General features: G+C 36.7%; 24 protein-coding genes. 19 read left to right on the forward strand and 5 right to left on the reverse strand.

What is annotated here, in order from left to right; genetic code table 11:
* The first annotated feature begins 196 nt into the window (after positions 1 to 196).
* The 5 genes from ABC255_RS09385 (at position 197) to ABC255_RS09405 (ending at position 4,531) form a co-directional block, all read left to right on the forward strand.
* Complete coding sequence (locus tag ABC255_RS09385; protein WP_412992989.1) at positions 197 to 1,243, forward strand: YpbB family protein; 1,047 nt, start codon at positions 197 to 199, stop codon at positions 1,241 to 1,243.
* Positions 1,234 to 2,742 carry a RecQ family ATP-dependent DNA helicase gene (locus ABC255_RS09390; RefSeq protein ID WP_412992991.1) on the forward strand — a complete coding sequence of 503 codons (1,509 nt, stop codon included), beginning with the start codon at positions 1,234 to 1,236 and terminating at the stop codon, positions 2,740 to 2,742. The genes ABC255_RS09385 and ABC255_RS09390 overlap by 10 nt, the downstream gene beginning before the upstream one ends.
* A complete protein-coding gene (locus ABC255_RS09395) occupies positions 2,739 to 3,347 on the forward strand; it encodes a CPBP family intramembrane glutamic endopeptidase (RefSeq protein WP_412992992.1) in 609 nt (202 codons plus the stop codon). Before ABC255_RS09390 ends, ABC255_RS09395 begins: the two co-directional genes overlap by 4 nt.
* A complete protein-coding gene (locus ABC255_RS29685) occupies positions 3,340 to 3,987 on the forward strand; it encodes a LysM peptidoglycan-binding domain-containing protein (RefSeq protein ID WP_459564443.1) in 648 nt (215 codons plus the stop codon). Before ABC255_RS09395 ends, ABC255_RS29685 begins: the two co-directional genes overlap by 8 nt.
* 88 nt (positions 3,988 to 4,075) lie before the next feature.
* On the forward strand, positions 4,076 to 4,531 hold the full coding sequence (locus tag ABC255_RS09405) for a DUF2663 family protein (RefSeq protein ID WP_412992994.1): 456 nt from the start codon (positions 4,076 to 4,078) through the stop codon (positions 4,529 to 4,531).
* Between the two features lie 29 nt (positions 4,532 to 4,560).
* On the opposite strand, the gene ABC255_RS09410 is transcribed toward ABC255_RS09405, so the two are convergent.
* From ABC255_RS09410 to ABC255_RS09420, 3 genes are read right to left on the reverse strand one after another with little or no spacing between them, the layout of a single operon-like run.
* A complete protein-coding gene (locus ABC255_RS09410; RefSeq protein WP_412992995.1) occupies positions 4,561 to 5,130 on the reverse strand; it encodes a manganese catalase family protein in 570 nt (189 codons plus the stop codon).
* 36 nt (positions 5,131 to 5,166) lie between these two features.
* Entirely contained in the window at positions 5,167 to 5,427 is a 261-nt protein-coding gene (locus ABC255_RS09415) for a spore coat protein CotJB (protein WP_412992997.1), read from the reverse strand.
* Positions 5,424 to 5,654: a spore coat associated protein CotJA gene (locus tag ABC255_RS09420; protein ID WP_412992999.1), complete on the reverse strand. Its 231-nt coding sequence runs from the start codon at positions 5,652 to 5,654 to the stop codon at positions 5,424 to 5,426. Before ABC255_RS09420 ends, ABC255_RS09415 begins: the two co-directional genes overlap by 4 nt.
* A 140-nt stretch (positions 5,655 to 5,794) precedes the next feature.
* Here ABC255_RS09420 and ABC255_RS09425 point away from each other — a divergent pair, with 140 nt between their 5' ends.
* From ABC255_RS09425 to ABC255_RS09450, 6 genes are all read left to right on the forward strand, one after another.
* Positions 5,795 to 6,430 (forward strand): CBS domain-containing protein, encoded by a 636-nt coding sequence (locus ABC255_RS09425; RefSeq protein ID WP_412993001.1) that lies wholly within the window; start codon positions 5,795 to 5,797, stop codon positions 6,428 to 6,430.
* Positions 6,431 to 6,484: 54 nt separating this feature from the next.
* Positions 6,485 to 6,727 carry a hypothetical protein gene (locus tag ABC255_RS09430; RefSeq protein WP_412993003.1) on the forward strand — a complete coding sequence of 81 codons (243 nt, stop codon included), beginning with the start codon at positions 6,485 to 6,487 and terminating at the stop codon, positions 6,725 to 6,727.
* Between the two features lie 73 nt (positions 6,728 to 6,800).
* Complete coding sequence (locus ABC255_RS09435) at positions 6,801 to 7,571, forward strand: metallophosphoesterase (RefSeq protein ID WP_412993005.1); 771 nt, start codon at positions 6,801 to 6,803, stop codon at positions 7,569 to 7,571.
* Positions 7,572 to 7,613: 42 nt separating this feature from the next.
* A complete protein-coding gene (locus tag ABC255_RS09440) occupies positions 7,614 to 8,525 on the forward strand; it encodes a MerR family transcriptional regulator (protein ID WP_412993007.1) in 912 nt (303 codons plus the stop codon).
* A 71-nt stretch (positions 8,526 to 8,596) separates the two neighbouring features.
* Positions 8,597 to 9,178, forward strand: a complete 582-nt coding sequence (locus tag ABC255_RS09445; RefSeq protein ID WP_412993008.1) for a genetic competence negative regulator — start codon at positions 8,597 to 8,599, stop codon at positions 9,176 to 9,178.
* Positions 9,179 to 9,387: 209 nt separating this feature from the next.
* Positions 9,388 to 10,665 carry a Glu/Leu/Phe/Val family dehydrogenase gene (locus ABC255_RS09450; RefSeq protein ID WP_335536492.1) on the forward strand — a complete coding sequence of 426 codons (1,278 nt, stop codon included), beginning with the start codon at positions 9,388 to 9,390 and terminating at the stop codon, positions 10,663 to 10,665.
* Between the two features lie 85 nt (positions 10,666 to 10,750).
* Here ABC255_RS09450 and ABC255_RS09455 read toward each other — a convergent pair whose 3' ends face one another.
* Together ABC255_RS09455 and ABC255_RS09460 are read right to left on the reverse strand one after the other, a co-directional pair.
* A complete protein-coding gene (locus tag ABC255_RS09455) occupies positions 10,751 to 11,860 on the reverse strand; it encodes a site-specific integrase (RefSeq protein WP_412993010.1) in 1,110 nt (369 codons plus the stop codon).
* Entirely contained in the window at positions 11,860 to 12,489 is a 630-nt protein-coding gene (locus ABC255_RS09460) for a LexA family protein (protein WP_412993011.1), read from the reverse strand. Before ABC255_RS09460 ends, ABC255_RS09455 begins: the two co-directional genes overlap by 1 nt.
* 131 nt (positions 12,490 to 12,620) lie before the next feature.
* Between ABC255_RS09460 and ABC255_RS09465 the strand changes: the two genes are divergently transcribed.
* From ABC255_RS09465 to ABC255_RS09500, 8 genes are all read left to right on the forward strand, one after another.
* Positions 12,621 to 12,869 carry a helix-turn-helix domain-containing protein gene (locus ABC255_RS09465; RefSeq protein WP_412993012.1) on the forward strand — a complete coding sequence of 83 codons (249 nt, stop codon included), beginning with the start codon at positions 12,621 to 12,623 and terminating at the stop codon, positions 12,867 to 12,869.
* Entirely contained in the window at positions 12,844 to 13,020 is a 177-nt protein-coding gene (locus tag ABC255_RS09470; protein WP_412993014.1) for a helix-turn-helix domain-containing protein, read from the forward strand. The genes ABC255_RS09465 and ABC255_RS09470 overlap by 26 nt, the downstream gene beginning before the upstream one ends.
* Before the next feature lie 13 nt (positions 13,021 to 13,033).
* Positions 13,034 to 13,357, forward strand: coding sequence for a hypothetical protein (locus tag ABC255_RS09475; protein ID WP_412993016.1), 324 nt, complete (start codon positions 13,034 to 13,036; stop codon positions 13,355 to 13,357).
* Positions 13,357 to 13,578, forward strand: coding sequence for a hypothetical protein (locus ABC255_RS09480; protein ID WP_412993018.1), 222 nt, complete (start codon positions 13,357 to 13,359; stop codon positions 13,576 to 13,578). The genes ABC255_RS09475 and ABC255_RS09480 overlap by 1 nt, the downstream gene beginning before the upstream one ends.
* Before the next feature lie 118 nt (positions 13,579 to 13,696).
* The gene (locus ABC255_RS09485; RefSeq protein WP_412993020.1) at positions 13,697 to 14,032 is read left to right on the forward strand and encodes a hypothetical protein; all 336 of its coding nucleotides are present in this window, start codon (positions 13,697 to 13,699) and stop codon (positions 14,030 to 14,032) included.
* On the forward strand, positions 14,029 to 16,011 hold the full coding sequence (locus tag ABC255_RS09490) for an AAA family ATPase (RefSeq protein WP_412993021.1): 1,983 nt from the start codon (positions 14,029 to 14,031) through the stop codon (positions 16,009 to 16,011). Before ABC255_RS09485 ends, ABC255_RS09490 begins: the two co-directional genes overlap by 4 nt.
* A complete protein-coding gene (locus tag ABC255_RS09495; RefSeq protein WP_412993023.1) occupies positions 16,011 to 16,880 on the forward strand; it encodes a recombinase RecT in 870 nt (289 codons plus the stop codon). Before ABC255_RS09490 ends, ABC255_RS09495 begins: the two co-directional genes overlap by 1 nt.
* Positions 16,877 to 17,578: an MBL fold metallo-hydrolase gene (locus ABC255_RS09500; protein WP_412993025.1), complete on the forward strand. Its 702-nt coding sequence runs from the start codon at positions 16,877 to 16,879 to the stop codon at positions 17,576 to 17,578. Before ABC255_RS09495 ends, ABC255_RS09500 begins: the two co-directional genes overlap by 4 nt.
* The last annotated feature ends 6 nt before the right edge of the window (positions 17,579 to 17,584 follow it).

Raw genomic sequence — 17,584 nt, forward strand, 5'->3', positions numbered from 1 at the left:
ATATTAAATGGAAACGCATTACTCATTCCTATTGTAAAACTCTGTGTGTAACTTTTCAATAGAAAAATGCTATATAGGAAATGGTTTCCCCTAATCTTCCACAATTTTTAGCAACACGATACTCAGTTTCATGATAGAATAAGGGATAGAAAAATAGGTAATTTTGTCGATTATGAGCAAAAAGTGGTGGAAATAAATGTTTAAAATTGAAAACATTTTGTTATTTTGTTTAAAACAATTAAATGGTGAACGAACAATCTATTCCATCTATCATCTGTTAAATGGAAAAAAATCATCACAAACACTTCAGGACGCACATTTATTTTCACTTAAAAGGTACTTCGGGATTCTTGAACCGTTAACGCGTGAATCCTTTGACGAGATTTTCAACAAGTTACTTATAAATAAACTGGTTGAACCATGCGGGGAACAAAGATTTCTACTCACCTCCGCTGGTGATGATTATTTATTAACTAATGCACAGCCATATTATATAAATGGATGGCGATATCAAGCATTTACTTTATTAGTTTGGGAAAGACTCTCGCTGTTAGTACAAGTGTCTTCAAATTTTACATTCCAAGAAACGAAATATATCCCAATTCAAAAAAATGTGGAAGTTCATAACTGGTTAAAGGAATTTCTAAGGTTTACTTCTGTATCAAAGCAAGAGCTGGGAAAATTCATTTTTTCGGAATTAGTTGAAATTCTTGAACATGCCAAGGATGTCAATGCACAGATCTTGATATTTCGATTAACGGGATACAAGCAAATTGGATTGACCTCGTCTCAAATTGCCAAAAAATTAAATATAGATTCAATACATTATCATCTTGAATTTATTAATACAATTCATTGTTTACTTCACTTTGTTGAAAGTGATCCTTCTCGCTTTAAAGTATTATCATCACTGCTTGCTAATTTAGACCAAAACGATTCTTTAACACTTTCGGCTCGTAAAACCCTGGTACTTCTAAATCAAGGCTTTACCGCGGAGGAAATCGCAAGCATTCGGAATTTAAAAATAAGTACGATTGAAGACCATCTAGTAGAGTTTGCTTTAAATGTTGAAGATTTTTTCATTAACTCGTATGTAGATGAAGAAATGCAGCTTAAAATTTTAGAAATTTCAAGGCGAGAATCTACAAGGCAACTAAAGGTAATTAGGAACACATTAAAAACAGCTTCCTACTTTCAAATCAGACTCGCTCTTGCAAAGTATGGTGATAGACATTGGAATTAGAAAAACTTCTGTGGAAGTATTTTGGATATAAAACCTTTAAAACGGGGCAAAAGGAAGTGATTTCTTCTCTTCTCGGAGGAAACCACACGATCGCAATGCTCCCAACAGGCACTGGTAAGTCCTTATGCTACCAACTCCCTGGGTATTGTCTGGATGGTCAAATCATAATCATTTCTCCTCTGTTATCTCTTATGCAGGATCAGGTGGAACAATTAATGAAATTTGGCGAGAAAAGGGTCATTGCATTGAACTCTTTTCTTGAAGCAAAGAAGAGAGGCTACGTATTACGTAATTTAAAAAAATACAAATATATTTTCGTCTCGCCAGAGATGTTAAGCTTACCTATTATTATGACCAAGCTGCAGGAGCTTTCTGTGTCTTTATTTGTAGTAGATGAGGCACATTGTATTTCACAGTGGGGCTACGACTTTCGCCCAGAATATTCAAAGTTAGGAGAATACCGGAAACAATTGGGGAATCCCCTAACCCTCGCTCTAACAGCAACGGCGACCAAAAAAGTAAGAGAAGATATTATTCAATCTCTCGAGATACAGAATTTTACCAAGATTGAATCAACGATCGACAGACCTAATATCGCTTTTTATATTGAAGAAGTACCTAACTTTTATGATAAACAATCACGTTTGTTAGAATTAGTGGGTCAACTTCAGAAACCAGGTATCATTTATTTTTCGAGTAAGAAAATTGCTGAACAAATGGCTTCTCTATTAGCGGAGAAGGGTATATCAAGAGCCATGGCTTACCATGGAGGCTTAGACCAGGAACAAAGAATTTTAATACAACAACAATTTATTCATGGACAACTCGATGTAATTTGTGCAACAAGTGCTTTTGGGATGGGAGTTAATAAGGAAAATATTCGATTTATTATTCATTACCATATGCCAATGCAAATGGAATCCTACCTGCAGGAGATTGGTCGAGCTGGACGTGACGGTGAGGATAGTATTGCGATTTTACTATATTCTCCAGGAGATGAACAGCTTCCTGTACAGCTGGCGGAAGGTGAATTACCGTCGGAGCTGCAAATTGACTGGCTATTTTCATATTTTCCAAAGGAAGAAAAACTGAATGACCATTTTCTTGAAATGAATCAACATTTGAGAGAGGATGGGGGTTTCTCAGAGGTTCAGTGGCGGATAATTCAGGATTTTATCAAAAAGCCTCAAGAAATTTACACTCTCGAACATTTAAAACAAAGATTAAAGGAATTTGTTAATGATAGATTAAAGGTTAAGAAGGGCAGTATACATTATTTAAAGAAGTGGATTAAATCGAAATCGTGTAGAAGAGAATTAATTCTAGATTATTTTGACGAAGAGCCAGTTATGGGAAGAAAACAGAATTGCTGCGATGTTTGTGGAATTCAGTTTGATCAATACCACGCACTTGGTAGTATACAAACCTATCCTGTTAAGGACGAAAAGTGGAAGGATTATCTAGCAAAGATTCTACTAAATGGTGAGTTGAGGAAATGAAAAATAAATATTATGAACTAATCAAAGGTTTAACCGATAGAGAACTACTCTCTCATCTATATATGACCCAATTCCTACTGCTTGGCATAACTTTTATTTTAGGAGTTTTTTTGTTTGATCATTTTTCATATTTGCATACCATTGACTTTTCTGATGGAAAGATTTTGTTGATTGGCATTCCAGCAGGTGTAGCTATTGTCATAGTAGATATTATATTAATGAAATTACTCCCAAAGTCTTTTTACGACGATGGGGGGTTGAACGAAAGAATTTTTAAGAATAGAAGTGTAATTCACATAGCTTGGATTGCTGCATTTGTTGCATTCAGTGAAGAGCTGCTTTTCCGTGGTGTCATCCAAACAAAGGTTGGATTAATTCTTGCAAGCCTTATTTTTGCAATCATACATTATCGATACCTTTTTAATTGGTTTTTATTTGCTAATATTGTCATTCTTAGTTTTTTTATTGGCTCCGTTTATGCATGGAGTAACAACTTAGCTGTAACGATGATCATGCATTTTACAATTGATTTTTTATTAGGGCTTTATATTAAATATCAACACACCATAGATGTCGATGAACAGGAGGGGATGCTTCATGAATAAAGAAGAACCTTTTAGAAGCCAGGCGGAACGGCTAAAACGGCGAATTGAAAAAATTAATGAAGAAACAACGGAGGTTCGTGACCAATTACCTCCTAGAGAACAAATTCATAGGGAAAAAAGAAAGAAAACGAAATGGAAAATAAAGTATCCAATAATTCGTATTTTGGTATTATTTTTTATTCTTCTACCTATTGTTATATTTAGTGCTTACTCGTATCTTGAGGAGGGAAAAGGCAGTAAGACTGAGAAAGTCACCGGTGACTCTTCCGGATATGAAGTCATTAACTTTGAAAAATCTGAAACTGAAAGTACCGTTGAAACCGAAGCAGACGAAAAAGAAAATGCTCCTGTGGAGGATGATCAAGAGGCTGTCGAAGTTCAACAATCTATCAGCCAGGATACTCCAATTGAGAGTCCAGCTTCTGAACCGATTCCTATTAGCGGGCAAGGCACCGATAAAAATGTTGAACCCGCGCCATCAGTTATTTATCATACAGTTAAATCGGGAGAAAATCTTTATCGAATTTCTTTGAAATATTATCATTCAAAAGCTGGAGAGGATACCATTCGAAAAGCTAATAACTTGAAAGGTAATGAAATTTATTTAGGTCAAGTTTTAAAAATTCCATTAAGTAAGTAGCCGATCAATTATTGATCGGTTTTTTTTTTATATTTTTTCATAATTTATCGGACAAGTTCATATGTATGTTACTGAGGTGGTTGATACTATGGATAAACCAATCCATTCACTTGAGCATACTGATGAGGCAACGAAGCAAATGCTGGAAAACGTACGAAAAAGGAAAATTAAGTTTGATACAGCTAAAAGGTGGCATTATTTAACAATCTATTCGATGCTCATTTTTGCATTTGTATTTTTTATTTATTTCTATTTTATAATTGCTAAGCAATACTCTTATTCTTTCTTTGCCATGTTTTCTGCCTCTGTTAGTGACGCCATAAATATCAGTTTATTTGCCATTACAGTAATTCTGTATGGAGCGATGAATGTCTTAAGGCAGCAAAAAGATAAGAAGGAAAAAGAATATCAGGAATTGAGGTGCGAAATCGTAAATCGCAGTAAGGATCTTTGGAAAAAAGAAGAACATTGGAAAAATCGCCATCTTGATTTTGAGGTAATGAAAAAAACCTATGACATTAATCTTTATCACGAAAAAAAATAAGAAGCAGCCTCGGTCTGCTTCTTTGGACTTTAAAAAAATATTTTCTTTCCTTGCTCCTCCTTCAATATTTCTACCGCTTCACGGAACCGTTGTGAATGAATGATTTCTCTTTCGCGAAGGAACCTTAGACCATCATTTAAATCCGGGTCGTCGCTTAGATTAATTATCCATTGATAGGTAGCCCTTGCTTTTTCTTCTGCTGCTATATCTTCGTAAAGGTCAGCAATTGGGTCACCTTTAGCTTGTATATAAGCAGCAGTCCAAGGCACCCCAGATGAATTTTCGTAATATAGAGCATTATCATGTATGGCGTAGTGGTCACCTAATCCGGCTGCCTTCATCATTTCTGGTGTGGCATCTTTCGTGAGTTTATAGATCATAGTGGCAATCATTTCCAGATGTGCGAATTCCTCAGTACCTATATCTGTTAATAATCCAATTACTTTATCAGGAATGGAGTATCTTTGGTTTAAATACCGTAAAGCAGCTGAAAGCTCGCCATCTGCACCGCCATATTGCTCAACTAAATATTTGGCTAATGTCGGGTTACAAGTACTAACACGAACGGGATATTGAAGCTTTTTCTCATATATCCACATATAAACAATTCCCTCCCTCTGATTCTAAAATGAGATTTAAACTTGCCAAGGCCAAGGTGGATCGTTCCAATTCCATGGGTGTCCAGAATAGCTGTTACCAAACTGCTGAAGAGGACCGAATTGACTTTCAAACGCCTTTTTTAACGTTTTCCTTTCTCTTGCATAATGATTGAATTGTTTAATGGCTTCGAGGTCATCCGGATGTGTATCCAAATATAATTGTAATTCAACTAATACAAAGTCTACGGCTTGAAGCTGCTCTAACATCTGATAATATTCGGCTGGAATTTGTTTCAACAGGGTATACCCCCTTTCGCTTTCTCAAAAGGGTTAAAGTAGGGGTCATAAAATGGTTTCCATAAAGTCCCTGCTTTTAATGCTTCAAGTGGTGTGAATTGTGGAAGATTTGGCGGCTGAAAGCCGATATATAGATTCGGTGGAGTAGAAAAAGTTTTTTCTAGAATTGGTTTGCAGGGGTCAAATGGACTAGCAATAGGGTGCCAAGTTTTATATAGTGTAAACATAGTCGCCCTCCCTTAATTAATATCATTAATAAATATGTAAAATCTCAAGATTCATTACATTATATTGGAAATAAAAAGGATATTCCCTCTGTTTTGTTGAAGTATAATTAGGTAGGATAATTACATAGAGGTGATGGATAGTGTTTGTGAAAAATATGATGATTCCAAATCATGCCTGTGTGACGGTACAGGAAGATACCACATTGAGTGTTGCATTAGAACAATTAGAGAAGAATCAGATTGATGGTGTGCCTGTCTTACAAGGGGAAGAGTATTTAGGGGTCGTTACACGCTACAAAATTTATGAGAACTACTTTTTGTCCGGAAAACAGAAGGATGACTATTTAACTAGCGTCACAGTTAAAGATATTGCAACCCATCAAGACAAGTTTCTATTGGGTGAAGAAGTTTTTGAAAAGACACTCCTTGATTTAAAAGACTTTCCGTTGTTAGCTGTCGTTGATCAAAATCGTAAATTCCTAGGAGTTGTAACACGTTCTGATGTCCTCTCCACTTTTCAAAGCGCTTTCGGAGTAAACCGCCCAGGAGTAAGGATTGCCTTTACATCGGTAGAAACAGAAGGTCGAATTGCTCGTCTTTCTGAAATTGCCCATCACTTCCATGAACATATTATTTCGCTTGTAACGTTTGATGAGACTGATAAATTAGTTCGAAGAATTGTTATGAAAGTTGAAAAGAAAGATAATATAGACCGGTTTACAAAGAAGCTGGAAGAGCAAGGTTTCCGCATTTTAAGTATTCAGGAAGATAAGTAAATCAAAACGGAAAGTTATGAAATCCCTCTCATACAATGTATGGGAGGGATTTTTGTGTTGAGAATAATCTGGCGGTTATTTTTTATTATTCTGTGTGGATATTTATTTATTGAATGGTTTCCCATTACTTATCCAGTTCATTTCTCTGATATTTTGGTTGGACCGATTATTTATCCTTTGGAATTTTTTGCTGCTTCATTAGCATTATTATTCGGATTAGTCGTCATTGTACAACTTTTTCAAGAGATATTTAAATTCATAATGAAGGACGTAAAGAAAAAACGGAGTAAGCTTTAGTCCTTTTTTAGTTTTAGTTTGCTTTATGGTATGATTTTCTTTAGAACATTTTAGAATGGAAAAGGGGAAATGGATGATTATTATTCTTGTTTTACTTTTAATCCTTGGAATAGCCTTAATCTTATATATGATAAAAGAAGCGTTCCTAAATCAGGTTGTACCTCATGAAATGAACTTCGAAGATTTTCCAGAGTCATTCGGATCTGTATCAATATTTTTTATCTCTGATATACATAAGCGCATTATTTCCGATAACATTATCAATGAAGTTAAAGGGAAAACTGATATTGTAATAATTGGAGGGGATTTAACGGAGAAGAAGGTTCCTTTTGAAAGGGTTAAGAAAAACCTTGAGAAATTAAAACAGGCAGGTCCAGTATATTTTGTTTGGGGCAATAATGATTATGAAACTGACTTTCGTAAATTGGATGCCATACTTTTGGATTATGGAATAAAAGTCTTAGATAATACTGCAGCTATCTTTGAATCTAAAAATGGAGAGAAATTATCCTTACTTGGAGTGGATGAAGTAGGTCAAGGGCGAGACAGATTGGACTTGGCATTGTTAGATGCACAGACTAATAGCTTTAAAATATTGGCAAGTCATTACCCAGATATCATAGATAAAATATTGCCTGAACACAAAATTCGCCTTGTATTAAGTGGTCATACACACGGAGGACAAATACATATTCTAGGTTACAGTCCATTTAAAAAAGGGAAAGTGGAAAAATTAGATAACACGACTATTCTAATTAGTAATGGCTACGGCACAACAGGGGTCCCATTAAGGCTGGGGGCGCCAGCACAGTGTCATTTCATTACCATAAAGAAAGGCAGTTAGTTTTCTTTAGAAAATGGTTTGTTACTTATCGGAGGAATTAGGATGGCGGCCCAGGAAGGTAAATATAATATTAAAGCGGCTGCGTTAATGCTGGGGATTCAGCCAGGAACGCTGCGGGCATGGGAAAGACGATATCAAATGGTTGCTCCTGTTAGAAATGAAGCAGGACATCGATTATATACAGACGAGCACATCAAAATACTAAAGTGGTTAATAAAAAAGGTTAACCAGGGATTTACCATCAGTCAGGCCGTCTCCTTAATGGGGCACAATCAATCTCAAATGGATCCAGAAACCTTAAACCTGAAGCAGGATAATCCTCTAATCAGTTTGTCAGACTCACTGTACGAAGCCTTAATCCACTTCGAGCATGATAGGATAAACGAAATTATCAATAAATTGTTTAGTATCTTTACGATGGAAAAAGTTATTATTGAAATTTTTAGTCAGATGCAAAAGAAGATAGAGGATTCTTTTAGTGCTGGAAAAATTGTATCTGCACAGAGGTATTTTTCCTTATCTCTTATAAAAGCCAGAGTTGAGACCATTATTCATAGTTTCCCTATTAATGTTCATCAGAACAAAGCCTTATGTATAAACTGGTCGACTAATGGGGATAGCATTGAGCTCTTAATGTTTACTTTTTATTTAAGAAAACGTGGTATACAAGTAATAAATATAGGTAAATTTAGTTCAGAAGATGAGAGTGACCAAATATTGGATATGATTCATCCAGATCTCGTCATTATTAGTTGTGAAGTTCAGGAAGAGTTAAAAGATGCACTTTTAGTGGTAAATCACCTAACAAAGAAACATAGGGATCTTACGATTGGGCTTGGAGGTAAGGCTGTAAATGCAATGAAAAAATCTAATAAAGATCAATACTCATCCTTCATTTTTGGACAAACCATTAATGAATGGGAAATGTGGCTATTGGAGAGGATGGTCTTTTAGACAAAGCACCAACCAAAGCCATTGACATACACTAGGGTTAAGAGTTATGTCACGGCAGGGGGCAAAAGAGCATGCGCTTAGAACGCTTAACAGTCAATAAGATAAAAATTTTTTTAACCTCTGATGATTTAATGGAAAGGGGACTTTCCAAGGATGATATATGGAAGGATTCTATAAAATGGCATCAACTTTTCCATGACATGCTGGAGGAGGCAAGTGAAGAATTTGATGTTGAGATACAGGGTTCTGTTGGAGTTGAAATTTTCTCCTTGCAGGCTCAAGGAATGATTATGATTATAACAGTCGACGAAAATATTGAAGATGAAGAAATATTATTTGATGGCTTTGTGGAGATGCAAGTAAGAGTTGAAGGCTGTGAAAACCTACTGTATCAATTCGAGAGTATAGAAGATATTATTGCACTCTCTCACAGATTGTTTGTCTTAAACGTAACAGGCGGAAGTTTATATTCTTATAACAATCGATATTACTTAAATATGAATAACATTGATACTTCTGTTGTAGAAAAAATTGCAGCATTTTTATCCGAGTACGGTAATCCATCCATTCTTAGTACACATGTTCTAAAAGAATATGGAAAACAAATTATTGAAGATAGTGCGGTGGAAACCATTCGAAAATATTTTAAATAGATTTTGATACTTTGAGGAACTTAAATAGGAGTCCACCGCTCCTATTTGTTTTGGTAAAAATCCCAGTTCAACAGGCATGATAGCGTTTACAAGAAATGACTTAATAATAGTGAATTATGAATTTTTCATCTTGCATAAATCATTTAAACGTGTATACTTGTGTCTGAAAGCGACAACATTTGTTAAAGTGATTTTTAGGAGGTTTACAGATGGTAGCCGAAAAAGGTAATGAAAAAACTAATCAAGAGGAAGAAAATAATGTATTAACTTCAACACAGACTGTTATACATAAAGCTCTTGAAAAGTTAGGTTATCCTGAAGAAGTATATGAGCTCTTAAAAGAGCCGTTACGTATGATGACAGTTAAAATTCCAATAAGAATGGATGACGGATCAATAAAAATATTTACGGGCTATCGTGCACAGCACAATGACGCAGTCGGTCCAACAAAGGGTGGGATTAGGTTTCATCCCAATGTATCTGAGACAGAAGTAAAGGCCCTTTCCATTTGGATGAGCTTAAAATGTGGAATTGTTGACCTTCCATATGGCGGTGGAAAAGGTGGTATTATTTGTGACCCACGTGATATGTCATTTAGAGAACTTGAAAGATTAAGTCGTGGGTATGTACGAGCTATTAGTCAAATCGTGGGTCCAACAAAAGATATTCCAGCACCGGATGTTTTTACAAATTCTCAAATTATGGCTTGGATGATGGATGAATACAGTCGCATAGATGAATTTAACTCTCCTGGTTTTATTACTGGGAAGCCGCTTGTTTTAGGAGGCTCTCACGGGCGTGAATCTGCTACCGCTAAGGGTGTAACCATTTGTATCCGTGAGGCAGCTAAAAGAAAAGGAATCCAAATTGAGGGTGCAAGGGTCGTTATTCAAGGCTTTGGTAATGCAGGAAGCTATTTATCAAAATTCATGCATGATGCAGGCGCGAAGGTCGTAGGTATTTCCGATGCGTATGGTGCTTTATATGATCCGGATGGACTTGATATTGACTATCTTCTAGATCGTCGTGATAGTTTTGGTACAGTTACAAAATTATTTAATAACACAATCTCAAATAAGGAACTACTGGAACTCGAGTGCGATATTCTTGTACCTGCTGCCATAGAAAATCAAATTACAGCAGATAATGCACACAATATTCGTGCGGGAATCGTTGTCGAGGCTGCTAATGGACCAACAACACTGGAGGCAACAGAGATATTAACAGAGCGCGGTGTTTTATTGGTTCCGGATGTACTTGCATCTGCAGGCGGCGTTACGGTTTCCTACTTCGAATGGGTTCAGAATAATCAAGGTTATTACTGGTCTGAAGAAGAAGTAGAAGAAAAACTTGAAAAAGTAATGGTCAAATCATTTAACAATATCTATGAAACAGCACAAACTCGACGTGTAGATATGCGCTTGGCTGCATACATGGTCGGTGTTCGTAAAATGGCCGAAGCAAGTCGCTTTAGAGGTTGGATTTAAAAGCATTACTATTGAAACATATTGAAAAAACTCCTATCATATGACGATAGGAGTTTTTCTGACTTAACCATTGATTTTTCTATCTTTATGGGGTGTTTATTTCATTTTTACCACGTTCATTTACCACATTTATTACTTTTTCAATTGTTTCACTTGATTCCACCAAACGCTCTTTATAGACGTCTGTGTACGTATTTAGAGTAACGGCTATATTTTTATGCCCAACTCTCTTTGCAACGACTGTAGCGGGAACTCCTGCGTCTATAAGCATGGTGACATGAGTCCTTCTCATGTCATGGAAACGAATATAAGGTAAATCAAATTCTTTGATAAGCTTACGATATATTTGTCTGATGGAGTCAGGGTGTAAAAATGTTTTTTGTCCTGGAACAACCCATTCACTTGTACTCAACTCTTTGCATTCTATTAGAGCCTGTTTTAATGTCTCATTTAAAGGAATAAGGCGGATTGAGTTTATTGTCTTTGTTTCCTCTCCAGCTTCCACTTTGTTATCTGCCTTTATGGCTGTTCGTTTTACATGTATGTTGTTCTGATCTATGTCTTCCCAACGTAAAGCGGCAATTTCTCCAATCCTCATTCCGGTAAATAATGCTAAGTAAAAAATGATCCAATTATGATACCGTTCTTTCACCTTAGTTAGAAAATATGTTGCTTCTTCTACAGTCCAGGATTTCTTTTCTGTAGACTTTATTTTAGGAGCTTTTACATTTTCTACTGGGTTTGATGAAATATATTCCAAACGTGCTGCAGTATCAAAAATAGAATTTAATATACTTTTAACCGTAACAATAGTTGAAGCTGCCTTTCCTTCTTTTTGAAGCTTCTGAACAAACATGTGGATGTGAGCTGGTTTAATATCTTTTAGTTTTTTATTCCCGAAAATAGGTAATACTTGCGCATTTAGGTATTCTTCATGCATACTAAGTGTGGATGGGCGGATTTGCGACTCTCTCTCTTCTTTCCAAATAGGGATCATATCCTTGAAGAGAAGAACAGTCGTATTAACCCGTCCTTTTTTTATGTCTAATTTTATTTTATCCACTTCTTCTTGAGCATGCTTTTTTAAAGAAAATCCACCTCTAGTGATTTGCTTTCGTTTCCCCGTTAGTGGGTCTTTGCCTATGTCCATAGTAAAGGACCATTTGCCGTTCTTTAGCTTGCGAAAATAGGCCATTATACCACCTTCTTGATTATTTGTTTCACTAACCCCTGAATCTTAATTTCGTTAAATTTAAACAATCTAGGCGGGTAATTCGTATTATCAGAATGAAGAATAACCTGCTCATTCTTTTCGTAATGGACCCGTTTGATGGTTATCTCATTATTGTCTAATAATACGACTGCCACCTGACCCTCATCTACTGCTGGTTGCCTTCGAACGAGAACTAAATCTCCTTCACTTATATTAGCGTCCTTCATTGAATCCCCGGTCACTTTTAGGTAGAAATATTCTCCACCCTTTAACATGGATTTAGGAACAAACTCATACCCGATGATGTTCTGATCTGCTAACAAGTCATATCCTGCTTTCACCTCTCCGATTATTGGGACTCTCATTGTCTCACTATCAGGAAACATGTATTGTAAATCACTCTTCATTTCACGTCCTGTGAGAGTGTCCAGATCTACATTAAAGAAATCTGCTATGGCCATTAATTGAAAAATATCAGGTGTTCGATTTCCACCTTCCCACATGTAAATAGTGGATTTTGACACCTTTAATATCCCAGCTAGATCTTCTGCAAACATATTTCTGTTTTCCCTTAATTCTCTTATTTTTTTCCCAATTCCCTTCTTATCCATATTCTCACCTCACACATATTGTACAACAATTTATATATTTTGAATTTAATTTCCACAAAACGTATTGACATCGCACTATTTGTGTAATATTATGAATACAAGAAAGCACGAAACGTGAGGTGATAATAAAGATGAATTACTTAAAGTTCTACCGATTACAGAAAGGTTATAGCATGAAAGAACTTGCCGAAAAAGCTGGTATATCAACGAGTAAGTATCAAATGATCGAACAAGGAGAACAAACAGCCTCCAGTGAAGTCGTTGATAAAATTGTGAAGATATTAAAAGTATCTCCAAATCATCTTTTTTTTGCGACTAAGTACACGATACGTGAGATGAAGGGTGATGTGTTAAATGCAGAAACCAATATTGACTGTTAAAGATATCGCAGAAATGCTTCAAGTTTCCACAACACATGTTTATAACATTATGAATCAAACAGACTTTCCTGTGATCCACGTAGGAAGAAGAAAGTTAGTTAAATATGATGATTTAATGAAATGGTTGGATAATCAAAAAGCGGCAATTTAAGGGGGTGAACCAATTGAAAGCTGTATTAACAAAGGAGCAAGCGGAAGCATTGGAAAGTGCGTTGGATCTACAAGGATGTAGCAAGGCGGATGTAGTTGAATGGCACGCTAAGAATTTATGGGATGGCAAAAGAGAGGCACTTAACGGAATGTCTTTAGATATTCTCATTCGTGCTTTATATGTGGGGTATGAGCTTGAAAAGTCTCTAGAGGAAAAGGTACGGGAACTTTTCGAAACCTATAATGGAGCGGCTTTTTCCTATAATGCAGGAATTCGTAAAGGGATTATTCAAACCTTGGAATTACTGGGTAAAAAAATAAAAGGAGTGAACTACTAATGGGTAATATCGAAAATCCGATGGTTTTGGATAGTCACTGGCCGCACCTAGAACAGCCGGAACCGAAAGTTATTGGGGAGTGTGTAGGGTGTCAGGAAGATATCGTTAATTTGGATGCCTGGCTGGAATTAATGGTGGATGGTGAAGAAATCATGATTCACCAAGATGTAGATTGCACTTACCAATTTATTGCTGATAGAGCAGTCTGCAAAGGTGAATAGAAAAAGACCTGCGTTAGCGGCGCAAGTCTTCATAAAAAGGGCCTAAGAAAAAATCAATCACTTATAGTATATCAGGCCCTCCAATATTAGCAAATTCAAAAATTAGGAGGAATAGAAAATGAATGTTGAATTATTAAAAACTTTTGCTGAAGTAAGCGAAGCATTTAGAGCAGAAAGAGATGTTTTGAGTATTGGTATCGGTAGCGCTCACGTTCGACTTGGACTTTTAGAAAAAATAGGGAACGCAGATAACATCCAGATATCTAATCGTAGCGATAGTGAATATCCATTTGAACTTTCTATAGTTATTGAAGGGCTTAAACTATATGCCTTAGCAAAAACAAAAGATTTAGGTAAATTCCCACAATTGAAAGTTACCCATAAAGAACAATTGAAAGAAATGTTGATGAAACAACTTGCGGAATTAGAAAACGATGAGGAGGTAACAGCATGAACCGTTTAACCCTCACTCGTCTTTCTCTTACAAACTTTAAGGGTGTTCGTTCTTTCGTAATTGAAATGAATGGTCAAAACGTCCAGATATTCGGTGATAACGCTACTGGAAAGACCACTTTGTTCGATTCATTTATTTGGTTGCTATTTGATAAAGATAGCCAAAACAAAAAGGATTTCGCTATTAAAACATTGGTTGATGGCAAAGAGCTTCATGGTTTAGAGCACGAAGTTGAGGCGACTTTCGATTTTAACGGGAAGCCCCTTACTCTTCGAAAAGTATATGCGGAAAAGTGGACCAAGAAGCGCGGATCTGCAACTGCAGAGTTTAGCGGACATACGACCGATTATTTTATAGATGGTGTGCCTTCCAAGAAAAACGAATACGCGGCTAAGGTAGACTCCATCATCAAAGAGGATATTTTCAAACTCCTTACAAGCCCATCCTACTTTAATGAACAAGTGAAATGGCAGGATCGTCGAAAAACGCTTCTAGATATCTGCGGTGACATAACAACGGATGAAGTCATTTCCTCAAATAGTGAACTTCATCGTCTTCAAGAAATACTTAACGGTCGAAGTATTGAGGACCATCGAAAAGTGATTGCAGCTCGTTGTACAGAAATTAACAAGGAACTAGAAAAGATACCGGTTCGGATTGATGAAATTCAGCGCACCTTGCCTCATCTGGATGGAATCGAAAAGCAATCTTTTGAAGCAGAAATATTGCAGTTAAACAGTGATATCGATGAAAAAATGACATTGATAAATAACATTCGAAATGGCAGTGCTATCTCAGCTAAACAAAAAACTATTCAAGAAATCGAATTGGCTATGCTTCAAATCAAGCAAGAGCACCAGGCTAATTCAAACGATAAGGTTTACTCATTGAAAGCACGTATTCAAGAAGAAAATTCGAATGCAACCATCCTTCAATCGAAGATAGATTCTGTTAATCAGCGAAAGCAGATGAACTCTTACAACTTGAAAGATTTGAATGATAACAGGGAGTGCTTACTTAAGGAATGGCATGAGGTTAACGATCGGGTCTTTACTCATGAATCGGACTGCAGTTGTCCTACTTGCGGTCAATCACTTCCAGAGGAGCAAGTTCAATCGGCGAAAGATAAAGCCTTAGCGGAATTCAATAAAACGAAATCAGAGCGATTAGAATCCATTCAGAAAAGTGGTAAACAAGTTGCTGGGAAACTAGAAGAATTGAAGAAATCTAATGATGAATTTGATAAAGAAATCGAAAAAATTGAAAGTCAGTTAAAAGACAAGAAAGAGTTTCTAACTAGCCTTAAAGGGCAGTTATCCACAGCAGAAAGCGCCATTGTGGATATAATGGAAAATCCTTCTTATACAGGTAAGTTAGTTGAAAAACAAAAGATAGAGACTGAAATTCGTGAATTAAGAGAAGCAGCAGACCAATCCATCCAGTCCATACAATTCGAAGTTTCCGAATTGAAAACAAAACGCGATCAGCTTCAAGGGGAGCTCGGAAAGTTTGTTGTGGCGGACCAATCACAGAAACGAATTGGTGAACTAAAGGCACAAGAAAGGGAACTAGCAGCTGAGTTTGAAAAGTTAGAAGGGGAGCTATACCTGACAGAAGAGTTTATCCGAACCAAAGTAAATCTTCTGGAAGAGAGAATTAACAGTAAGTTTAAATATGTGACATTCCAATTGTTTGACCAGCAGATTAACGGTGGACTAACCGAAACTTGTCAGACTTTATATAATGGGGTCCCTTATGACAAAGGGTTGAATAATGCAGCTCGTATTAATTCAGGCTTGGATATTATCAACACTCTTTCAGAGCACTATGGTTTCTCTGCTCCAATTTTCGTGGATAATGCCGAAGCGGTCACAAAATTGATTGATACCAAAGCGCAGGTAGTCAGCCTGGTAGTTTCGGAAATGGATAAGGCTTTACGGGTTGAACAAATAGAAAACGTTATAGGGGAGGCAGTTTAATGAGTAATCAATTAGCACTAATAAAAAAAGACACGGTGGATGTAGTCGCGGCAAAGGTAAAAGAATTTCAAGAGAAAAACGAGCTTCATTTCCCTGCTAGTTATAGTCCTGAAAACGCAATGAAATCAGCTTGGTTGATTCTTCAAACGGTGAAAGATAGAAATGGCAAGCCAGCTTTAGAAGGTTGCACAAAGGACAGCGTTGCCAATGCGCTTTTAGATATGGTGGTCCAAGGATTAAATCCTTCGAAGAAACAAGGATATTTCATCGTTTATGGTAATCAACTTACTTTCCAACGTTCTTACTTCGGAACTATGGCCGTTACCAAACGTGTTACCGGTGCACAAAGTATCGATGCAGCTGTCATTTATGAAGGTGACGAGGTTGACTACGAAATGGTAAACGGCCGTATCACTAATCTTACCCATAAACAGAAGTTTGGAAACATCGACAAAGATAAAGTCATTGGTGCCTATGCAACCATCGTCATGCCTGATGGTACTGTCTACCACGAATTAATGACGATTGCGGAACTTCGTAAAGCTTGGAGTAAAGCGCAATTTTGGGGGAAAGACCAAACGGTTGAAAAGGCAGGATCTACTCATGATGAATTTAAGGGAGAAATGGCAAAGAAAACGGTCATTAACCGAGCTTGTAAGAAATTTATGAATGCTTCTGATGATAGCAGTTTGGTTATGCAGCATATCAATCGAGCTGAAGACGCGGCAGAAGAAGCGCAACTTGAAGAGGAAATCAGAAATAACGCTAATGGTGACATTATCGATGTTGATTTTGAAATTAAGCCAGACCAACAAGAATTACCACAAGAACCACCAATAGAAGTTGAAGTAGGCGGACCAGGATTTTGATTGAGATAAAAGCTCTAGCATCCAGTAGCAAGGGGAACTGTTATCACATTACGGATGGCAGCACTCCCCTCCTTTTGGAGTGTGGTATCAGTTATAAGTACATCCAGAGAGGACTGAACTTTCAAATGTCATCAATCGCGGGATGTTTAGTTACACATGAACATAACGATCATGTGAAAGCAATACGAGAAGTTATGAAGGCTGGAATCGACGTATACGCTTCAAAAGGTACCTTTGAGACTCTTAGTATTACCAACCATCGAATGAAGCCCGTAAAAGCCCGTGAGCAATTTCAAATAGGTACATGGACCATCCTTCCTTTCGAAGTTGAACATGATGTATCAGAACCAATTGGCTTTTTATTGGCTAATCATCAAGGTGAGAAGTTGCTCTTTGCTACTGATACCTACTACATTCGTTACAAGTTCAAAGGTCTTACTCACATCATGGTTGAGTGCAATTACAGCATGGATATTCTTAATCAAAATGTTGCTGATGGATATATCGATAAAGGCAGAAAAAAACGGCTCATGCGGTCTCATTTCAGTCTAGAGAACGTGAAAGACTTTTTAAATGCTAACGACTTAACCAAAGTTCAGGAAATCTGGTTACTTCATTTATCGGATACAAATTCTAATGCGGATCTATTCAAACGAGAGGTCCAGGAGCTTACTGGGAAGGTGGTCTTTGTTCCCTAGAAGCTC

The sequence above is a fragment of the Neobacillus canaveralius genome, from assembly GCF_047237705.1.
Classification (GTDB): Bacteria; Bacillota; Bacilli; order Bacillales; family Cytobacillaceae; genus Neobacillus; species Neobacillus niacini_K.

What these genes read in the sequence shown, in the direction of transcription:
- ABC255_RS09385 (WP_412992989.1), top strand. Translation starts at nt 197, where the DNA reads ATGTTTAAAATTGAAAACATTTTGTTATTTTGTTTAAAACAATTAAAT.
- ABC255_RS09395 (WP_412992992.1), top strand. Translation starts at nt 2,739, where the DNA reads ATGAAAAATAAATATTATGAACTAATCAAAGGTTTAACCGATAGAGAA.
- ABC255_RS29685 (WP_459564443.1), top strand. Translation starts at nt 3,340, where the DNA reads ATGAATAAAGAAGAACCTTTTAGAAGCCAGGCGGAACGGCTAAAACGG.
- ABC255_RS09405 (WP_412992994.1), top strand. Translation starts at nt 4,076, where the DNA reads ATGGATAAACCAATCCATTCACTTGAGCATACTGATGAGGCAACGAAG.
- ABC255_RS09410 (WP_412992995.1), bottom strand. Translation starts at nt 5,130, where the DNA reads ATGTGGATATATGAGAAAAAGCTTCAATATCCCGTTCGTGTTAGTACT.
- ABC255_RS09420 (WP_412992999.1), bottom strand. Translation starts at nt 5,654, where the DNA reads ATGTTTACACTATATAAAACTTGGCACCCTATTGCTAGTCCATTTGAC.
- ABC255_RS09435 (WP_412993005.1), top strand. Translation starts at nt 6,801, where the DNA reads ATGATTATTATTCTTGTTTTACTTTTAATCCTTGGAATAGCCTTAATC.
- ABC255_RS09440 (WP_412993007.1), top strand. Translation starts at nt 7,614, where the DNA reads ATGGCGGCCCAGGAAGGTAAATATAATATTAAAGCGGCTGCGTTAATG.
- ABC255_RS09445 (WP_412993008.1), top strand. Translation starts at nt 8,597, where the DNA reads ATGCGCTTAGAACGCTTAACAGTCAATAAGATAAAAATTTTTTTAACC.
- ABC255_RS09450 (WP_335536492.1), top strand. Translation starts at nt 9,388, where the DNA reads ATGGTAGCCGAAAAAGGTAATGAAAAAACTAATCAAGAGGAAGAAAAT.
- ABC255_RS09455 (WP_412993010.1), bottom strand. Translation starts at nt 11,860, where the DNA reads ATGGCCTATTTTCGCAAGCTAAAGAACGGCAAATGGTCCTTTACTATG.
- ABC255_RS09460 (WP_412993011.1), bottom strand. Translation starts at nt 12,489, where the DNA reads ATGGATAAGAAGGGAATTGGGAAAAAAATAAGAGAATTAAGGGAAAAC.
- ABC255_RS09465 (WP_412993012.1), top strand. Translation starts at nt 12,621, where the DNA reads ATGAATTACTTAAAGTTCTACCGATTACAGAAAGGTTATAGCATGAAA.
- ABC255_RS09470 (WP_412993014.1), top strand. Translation starts at nt 12,844, where the DNA reads ATGCAGAAACCAATATTGACTGTTAAAGATATCGCAGAAATGCTTCAA.
- ABC255_RS09480 (WP_412993018.1), top strand. Translation starts at nt 13,357, where the DNA reads ATGGGTAATATCGAAAATCCGATGGTTTTGGATAGTCACTGGCCGCAC.
- ABC255_RS09485 (WP_412993020.1), top strand. Translation starts at nt 13,697, where the DNA reads ATGAATGTTGAATTATTAAAAACTTTTGCTGAAGTAAGCGAAGCATTT.
- ABC255_RS09490 (WP_412993021.1), top strand. Translation starts at nt 14,029, where the DNA reads ATGAACCGTTTAACCCTCACTCGTCTTTCTCTTACAAACTTTAAGGGT.
- ABC255_RS09495 (WP_412993023.1), top strand. Translation starts at nt 16,011, where the DNA reads ATGAGTAATCAATTAGCACTAATAAAAAAAGACACGGTGGATGTAGTC.